Below are 7,051 nucleotides of genomic sequence, written 5' to 3' on the forward strand. Positions count from 1 at the left end.
GCGCAAGTGACGGGTCGTCCGGGACTACTGTCGATGCACTCCCAGCGGCTGAATGCCCGGATGGTCGTGTAGCCGCCGGGGGGTTCGCCTGGCGAGCGTGACCTTGTCACCGCTTCGATGGCGGAGCCGTTGCGAGAGCAGTACACCCTCGGCACGACCGGCTGAGGGATGAGTCGGGGCCTGCCCGTCGGAATCTTTGGCGGATCGTGGCGAGCAGGCCCCCAGAACCCGGAAGGGCCCATGTCCATGACGGTACACAGCGAAGGACAGCCCATGCCTGCCGCCGGCGGTGCGTTGGCGCACACTGCGAGCGCCTCGAGCCCCGCACCCCAGCCTCAGGCCACGACGGTAAGGGTCCTTGCAGTACTACTGGCGGTGATGACGGGCCTTGCTGCGGCCCTGGCCGCCTACATCACCGGCGCACACTTGACCAAGGACGCGGCCGAACCCATCGTCTGGGCAGCCACCACCTTCGTGGCGACCACCGGCCTGGTCATCATCCTGGAAGAGAAGACCGGCCTCATCAGGTAGCTGCCCAGGCATCCGGCGTCGCGGGCCAGAGGCGCTGTGTGGCGATCTGACGGCCGGACAGGCATGCCTTTGAGAAAGGGTTCACTGGCGGGATGAAAGTCGTTGAGAGCGCCGTACGGCCCCCTCGACGGGCAACCGTGCGGGCTGGCTGCGGGCATGGGCTATGCGGACACAGAGGCTCCTGGGCGGCAGCTGCTCCACCTCTGCTGGGGGGGCAGCTGCCGTCTGCTACAGATCGACTCGACGTGCTCGACGTCCGTGAACTCCACCTCCAAGTCGTGGGCGCGACGGCCGCCTTCGCGGAAGTAGGCCTCTCCCATGCCTTCGGCGGCGATGTTCTGGAGCTGCGGCGCGTTCGCGCCGGCTTCTTCGAAGAGACGGGCCGCGTATTGCGGGAGCAGAGCGATGGTCAGGTGCCGGATGCGCGCGTCATCGGTGGTGCCGGGACCCCCGGTGAAGCCGAAGCGCGCGGGTGTCGACTGCCAGGCCCGTGCTGGTGGTGGCCCGCTTCCTGGCTTCGGCTCGCTGCCAGCGCTGGCGTACCGCGTCCTCCAGGCGCTGCGCGAGGTCGGCGCGGGGCGGCCACCCGCCCGCCGGGCTCGCACGGGCAGCCTGACGCCTCATCACCCCTCACGGGCGAATCCATGTGCCGTCCCAAACGGGGTTGAATCCAGCCGTAAACACGAAACACCCCCGGACGGATTTCTTGTCCGAGGGCGTCTCAGCCGACCCAGATTTACGCGATCCGCTCCCGCTCCTTCTGACAGGAATGCAAGGTTACCAAGGCAAGTTCGACGGCATTCCTCGCGATCCGCCTGATCTCGTCATTGACGGTCTCCTTGCTGAGATCGTTGATCTGCTTGCTTTGAGCCACGCCTGCCCGTGTTTTGTCTCAACTCCACAGCCGCGCAGAAACGCCAGGCCGCTCTCTACAAATAAAATGGCGGGCTGGGTGCTGGACTGGGTGCGGTGGTTGTCATGCTGCGGCCGCTGCGTCGGCCGATCCGAAGACGTCGTCGAAGTGGTGCGCCTGCTCTGTGCGGACGAGGTGGAAGGCGCCGCTGCGGTGGCGCAGGGCGTGGGCGGTGTAGTGGACCACCTCCGCCGGCGTGAGGACCTTGAGGTCGCCGAAGACGTAGTACAGCGGAGTCGGGGCGTGGGCCGCGGTGAAAAAGAGACCGGCGGTCACAGTGTCGGCGCTGACGGCGTAGCGGTCGGTGTCGGTGCTGGGCATGCGGTCCTTGGCGTCGATGGTGATCAGGTCGGCGCCGCGGGCGGCGATGAGGTCGGGGAAGTGCCGCAGGGCGGAGCGGGTCCGGCGCAGGGCCTCCCGCACGGCAGGCGGGTAGGTGCCCTGTCCGCAGGGCTGGACGGTCCAGCCGCGGGCGCGCAGCGCGGCCGCCACCCGACGTTCGTGCATGCCGCCTATCGCCTGGCGGTCCTGCCACTGCGTCACTCCGGTTCCCCCTCGGGTAAGTGCCACGATCCCTGTGCGTGATACGAAGGATTCATAGTTCGTCCTACCCTCCTGAAGGCTATGATGCTCCTCATGGCGGCATACGTTGACCCACGCTTTCGTCCTACGCTATGGCCTGGAACGCCCGTGCCGACACCGGAGTTGATGCCTCTTGGCGGAGCGCGGGCCGACGGTGAATGGATCGTCTGGACCCCGCAGGTCCGCTCCCGCTCGCACACGGTCCCCGTGCCGGAGGACTTCTACCTGCGCGAGTTCATGGAGGTCGACCCTGAGGACCTCGACGCCGTGGCCGCCCTGATGGGCGCCTACGGACACCTCGGCGGGAGCATCAACACCGGAAGCTGGGACGTCGACGTCTACGAGCGCCTCAAGGAGCTCACGGAGCGCGAACACCCCCGCGCGCCGTTCGCCCTACACGGCGAACTGGCCACGCTGTTCATGAGGGAGGCGCAGGCGGCCATCACCACCTGGCTGGCCCTGCGCCGCGAGGGCGGGCTCGACGCGCTCATCGAGCCCGAGGTGTCCGAGGAAGAGCTGGCGCAGTGGCAAGCGAGCAACGCTGATCTTGAGGAAGCGTGGCCGCGGGACCTGGACCACCTGCGCGAACTCTCCCTGGAGATCAGGATCAGCAACCTCGTGAGCGAATTGAACGCCGCGCTGAAGCCGTTCAGCATCGGCATCGGCGGCCTGGGCGACCGCTACCCCACCATCCTCGCTGTGGCGTTCCTCCAGCTCTACAACCACCTCGCCGAGGACGCCACGATCCGCGAGTGCGCGAACGAGACCTGCCGCCGCCACTTCGTACGCCAGCGCGGCCGCGCCGCATACGGGCAGAACCGCACCAGCGGCATCAAGTACTGCACCCGCGAATGCGCCCGCGCCCAGGCCCAGCGCGAACACCGCCGGCGCCGCAAACAGCAGACCACGACCCTCCAGCACCCGCCGGCGCCTGGTCCTCAGTCTCACGACACCTCAGAGCCGACTGCCGAAGGGCGCTGACTGATGATCAGCCTGCGAGAACACCAGGTGGAAGCGAACGCGCGCATCCGCGCGTGGGCGGGATTCCCCACGAGGTCACCGGTACCGGCGCAAGGGCTGCGCGGGACCGTCGTCTCCGCGACCGGCTCCGGGAAGACGATCACCGCCGCGTGGGCCGCACGGGAGTGCTTCAGGGGCGGACGGATCCTCGTCATGGTCCCCACGCTCGACCTGCTCGTGCAGACCGCCCAGGCGTGGCGGAGGGTCGGCCACCACGGGCCGATGGCCGCGGTCTGCTCGCTGGAGAAGGACGAGGTCCTGGAGCAGGTCGGCGTGCGGACCACCACCAACCCTATCCAGCTCGCCCTGTGGGCGGGGCACGGGCCGGTAGTCGTGTTCGCCACGTACGCCTCACTCGTAGACCGTGATGATCCCGAGGACGTCACGGGCCGGGCGAAGGTACGCGGTCCGCTGGAGGCCGCTCTGGCCGGCGGGCAGCGGCTGTACGGGCAGACGATGGACGGCTTCGACCTCGCCGTCGTCGACGAAGCCCACTCAACCACCGGTGATCTCGGGCGGCCGTGGGCGGCGATCCACGACAACAGCCGGATCCCCGCGGACTTCCGGCTCTACCTGACCGCGACCCCGCGCATCCTCGCCTCCCCCCGCCCGCAGAAGGGCGCGGACGGCCGGGAGCTGGAGATCGCGACGATGGCCAGCGACCCCGACGGCCCGTACGGTGAATGGCTGTTCGAGCTCGGGCTGTCGGAGGCCGTCGAGCGGGGCATCCTGGCCGGCTTCGAGATCGACGTGCTGGAGATCCGCGACCCCTCCCCCGTCCTCGGGGAATCGGAGGAGGCGCAGCGGGGCCGGCGCCTGGCGCTGCTGCAGACCGCGCTCCTGGAGCACGCCGCCGCGCGCAACCTGCGCACCGTCATGACGTTCCACCAGCGGGTCGAGGAGGCCGCCGCGTTCGCGCAGACGATGCCGCAGACGGCAGCCCGGCTCTACGAGGCCGAGGTCTCCGCCGAGGCCCTGGTCGACGCCGGGGCCCTGCCGGAGTCGTCGATCGGCGCGGAGTTCTACGGGCTGGAGGCAGGCCGCCACGTACCCCCGGACCGAGTGTGGGCGGCGTGGCTGTGCGGTGACCACCTCGTCGCCGAACGCCGCGAAGTCCTGCGCCAGTTCGCAGACGGCCTCGACGCCGGCAACAAGCGCGTGCACCGGGCGTTCCTGGCCAGCGTGCGGGTCCTGGGTGAGGGCGTCGACATCGTCGGCGAACGCGGTGTGGAGGCGATCTGCTTCGCCGACACCCGCGGCTCACAGGTGGAGATCGTCCAGAACATCGGCCGGGCCCTGCGCCCTAACCCCGACGGCACGAACAAGACCGCCAGGATCATCGTGCCCGTCTTCCTCCAGCCCGGTGAGAACCCGACCGACATGGTCGCCTCCGCCTCGTTCGCACCCCTCGTAGCCGTCCTCCAAGGCCTGCGCTCACACTCCGAACGCCTCGTCGAACAGCTCGCCAGCCGGGCGCTGACCAGCGGGCAGCGGCACGTGCATGTGAAGCGGGACGAGGACGGGCGGATCATCGGCACCACCACCGAAGGAGAGGGCGGGCAGCACGAGAGCGAGGGCGGGCAGCACGAGAGCGAGGGCGCAGTCGAGTCAGCGCTGCTGCACTTCTCCACCCCGAGGGACGCGACGACGATCGCGGCGTTCCTGCGCACCCGGGTGTACCGGCCCGAGTCGTTGGTGTGGCTGGAGGGCTACCAGGCCCTGCTCCGCTGGCGGAAAAAGAACCACATCACCGGCCTGTACGCCGTCCCGTACGACACCGAGACCGAGGCCGGCGTCACCAAGGCATTCCCGCTGGGGCGTTGGGTCCACCAGCAGCGGCGCACCTACCGTGCGGGCGAACTCGATCCCCACCGCACGACCCTGCTCGACGAGGCCGGGATGGTGTGGGAGCCCGGCGACGAAGCCTGGGAGAACAAACTCGCGGCCCTGCGCTCCTTCCACTGCGCCCACGGCCACCTCGCCCCCAGACGCGACGCCGTATGGGGCGACGCCGACAGCGAACTGGTCCCGGTCGGGGAACACATGGCCAACCTCCGCCGCAAGGACGGCCTCGGCAAGAACCCGCAGCGCGCCGCAACGCGGGCCACGCAGCTGGCCGCGATCGACCCCGACTGGAACTGCCCCTGGCCACTGGACTGGCAACGCCACTACCGCGTCCTGGCCGACCTCGCCACCGACGAACCCCACAGCCGACTCCCCGACATCCAGCCCGGCGTGCAATTCGAAGGAGACGACCTCGGCAAATGGCTCCAGCGACAACGCCGCAGCTGGGCGGAACTCTCCGAGGAACAGCAGCAACGGCTGACCGCGCTGGGCGTAACACCCGCCGAACCGCCCACACCGACCCCGTCCGCGAAGGGTGGGGGGAAGGCAGCAGCCTTCCAACGCGGTCTCGCGGCCCTCGCCCAGTGGATCCAGCGCGAGGGCGCCCACAAGGCAGTACCAAGAGGACACGTCGAAGCCGTCGTCATCGACGGCCAGGAACACCAGTACAAGCTCGGCGTATGGATCTCCAACACCAAAACCCGCCGCGACAAACTCACCCACGACCAGCGCACCGCACTCGCCGCACTCGGAGTCGAGTGGGCTTAGCGGGAGTGTAAATCTAACGGCGGATCCGACGATCATGGGAGAGACGTCAAGTGACTGACACCGCCGTGGAGTTGGAGACCGTGGAGCCTGTCGAGAGTGCCCAGCCTGGGCAGCCTGTGCCCGTGTCCGACGAGCAGCTGGTCGCGATGCTGGTGGAGCGTGCCCGGTCGGAGGGGCTGCAGCTGACCGGGCAGGGCGGGCTGCTGCAGCAGCTGACCAAGCGGGTCCTGGAGTCTGCACTGGAAGGTGAGATCACCGATCACCTCGGCTACGAGAAGCACGAAGCTGCTGGCCGGGGCAGCGGCAACTCCCGCAACGGGGGCCGGGCCAAGACCGTGCTGACCGACGTCGGGCCGGTCGAGGTCAAGGTGCCGCGTGACACCTCGGGCACGTTCGAGCCGCAGATCGTCAAGAAGCGGCAGCGACGCCTGACCGGCGTCGACGAGATGGTGTTGTCGCTGTCGGCGAAGGGGCTCACGCACGGTGAGATCTCGGCTCATCTGGCCGAGGTTTACGGCGCCGAGGTGTCCAAGCAGACCATCTCCACCATCACCGACACGGTGATGGAGGGCATGGCCGAATGGCAGAACCGTCCCCTCGACCGCGTCTATCCGGTCCTGTTCGTGGACGCCATCAACGTCAAGATCAGGGATGGGCAGGTCGCGAACCGTCCCGTCTACGTGGTGATGGCGGTGACCGTGGACGGCACCCGCGACATCCTCGGCATCTGGGCCGGCGACGGCAGCGAGGGCGCGAAGTACTGGCTGCATGTGTTCACCGAGCTGAAGAACCGCGGCCTGGACGACGTGCTCATGCCGGTCTGCGACGGGCTCAAGGGCCTACCCGAAGCCGTGGAGGCCGTCTGGCCTCGCACGATTGTCCAGACGTGTGTGGTTCATCTCCTGCGCAATTCGTTCCGTTACGCGGCCCGCCAGGACTGGGACAAGGTCGCCAAAGCCCTCAAGCCCGTCTACACCGCCCCCAGCGAGGATGCAGCGACGGAGCGGTTCCTGGACTTCCAGGAGGCGTGGGGCCGGAAGTATCCGGCGATCATCAAACTGTGGGAGAACGCCTGGGCCGAGTTCGTGCCCTTCCTCTCCTTCGACGTCGAGATACGCAAGGTCATCTGCAGCACGAACGCGATCGAGTCCGTGAACGCCCGCATCCGCAAGGCCGTCCGCGCCCGCGGACACTTCCCCAACAAAGCCGCCGCCCTCAAGTGCATCTACATGACGCTGATGAGCCTGGACCCGACAGGCAAGGGCCGCAAAAGGTGGACCATGCGCTGGAAAGCACCCCTGAACGCGTTCCAGATCGCCTTCGAGGGCCGCCTGACCCCGAGCAACAACTGACCACTCAACAACCAAGATCAGCCGTTAAATTGACACACCC

5 protein-coding genes and 1 pseudogene are annotated in these 7,051 nt (G+C 68.3%); 4 read left to right on the forward strand and 2 right to left on the reverse strand.

The genetic code is table 11. The annotated features are described in order from the left end of the window. Nucleotides 1-378 precede the first annotated feature (378 nt). Nucleotides 379-531, forward strand: a complete 153-nt coding sequence (locus AB0P24_RS47320) for a hypothetical protein (RefSeq protein WP_242783876.1) — start codon at nt 379-381, stop codon at nt 529-531. A 239-nt stretch (nt 532-770) separates the two neighbouring features. Here AB0P24_RS47320 and AB0P24_RS47325 read toward each other — a convergent pair. Together AB0P24_RS47325 and AB0P24_RS47330 are read right to left on the reverse strand one after the other, a co-directional pair. Next, nucleotides 771-1,110: pseudogene (locus AB0P24_RS47325) on the reverse strand (XRE family transcriptional regulator); the annotation flags it as partial. Nucleotides 1,111-1,507: 397 nt separating this feature from the next. Continuing rightward, complete coding sequence (locus AB0P24_RS47330) at nt 1,508-1,987, reverse strand: hypothetical protein (RefSeq protein WP_365805606.1); 480 nt, start codon at nt 1,985-1,987, stop codon at nt 1,508-1,510. Nucleotides 1,988-2,152: 165 nt separating this feature from the next. Between AB0P24_RS47330 and AB0P24_RS47335 the strand changes: the two genes are divergently transcribed. The 3 genes from AB0P24_RS47335 (at nt 2,153) to AB0P24_RS47345 (ending at nt 7,011) form a co-directional block, all read left to right on the forward strand. Next, on the forward strand, nt 2,153-3,007 hold the full coding sequence (locus AB0P24_RS47335) for a CGNR zinc finger domain-containing protein (RefSeq protein ID WP_365805608.1): 855 nt from the start codon (nt 2,153-2,155) through the stop codon (nt 3,005-3,007). A 3-nt stretch (nt 3,008-3,010) separates the two neighbouring features. Beyond that, a complete protein-coding gene (locus tag AB0P24_RS47340; protein WP_365805610.1) occupies nt 3,011-5,659 on the forward strand; it encodes a Helicase associated domain protein in 2,649 nt (882 codons plus the stop codon). A 146-nt stretch (nt 5,660-5,805) separates the two neighbouring features. Then, on the forward strand, nt 5,806-7,011 hold the full coding sequence (locus AB0P24_RS47345; RefSeq protein ID WP_365805612.1) for an IS256 family transposase: 1,206 nt from the start codon (nt 5,806-5,808) through the stop codon (nt 7,009-7,011). Nucleotides 7,012-7,051 lie beyond the last annotated feature (40 nt).

The organism is Streptomyces sp. NPDC086519 (assembly GCF_040686075.1).
Taxonomy (GTDB): Bacteria; Actinomycetota; Actinomycetes; order Streptomycetales; family Streptomycetaceae; genus Streptomyces; species Streptomyces shenzhenensis.

Excerpts from the sequence above, each read along its gene's own strand:
- AB0P24_RS47345 (WP_365805612.1), top strand. The coding sequence starts at position 5,806 with ATGCTGGTGGAGCGTGCCCGGTCGGAGGGGCTGCAGCTGACCGGGCAG.
- AB0P24_RS47340 (WP_365805610.1), top strand. The coding sequence starts at position 3,011 with ATGATCAGCCTGCGAGAACACCAGGTGGAAGCGAACGCGCGCATCCGC.
- AB0P24_RS47320 (WP_242783876.1), top strand. The coding sequence starts at position 379 with ATGACGGGCCTTGCTGCGGCCCTGGCCGCCTACATCACCGGCGCACAC.
- AB0P24_RS47335 (WP_365805608.1), top strand. The coding sequence starts at position 2,153 with ATGCCTCTTGGCGGAGCGCGGGCCGACGGTGAATGGATCGTCTGGACC.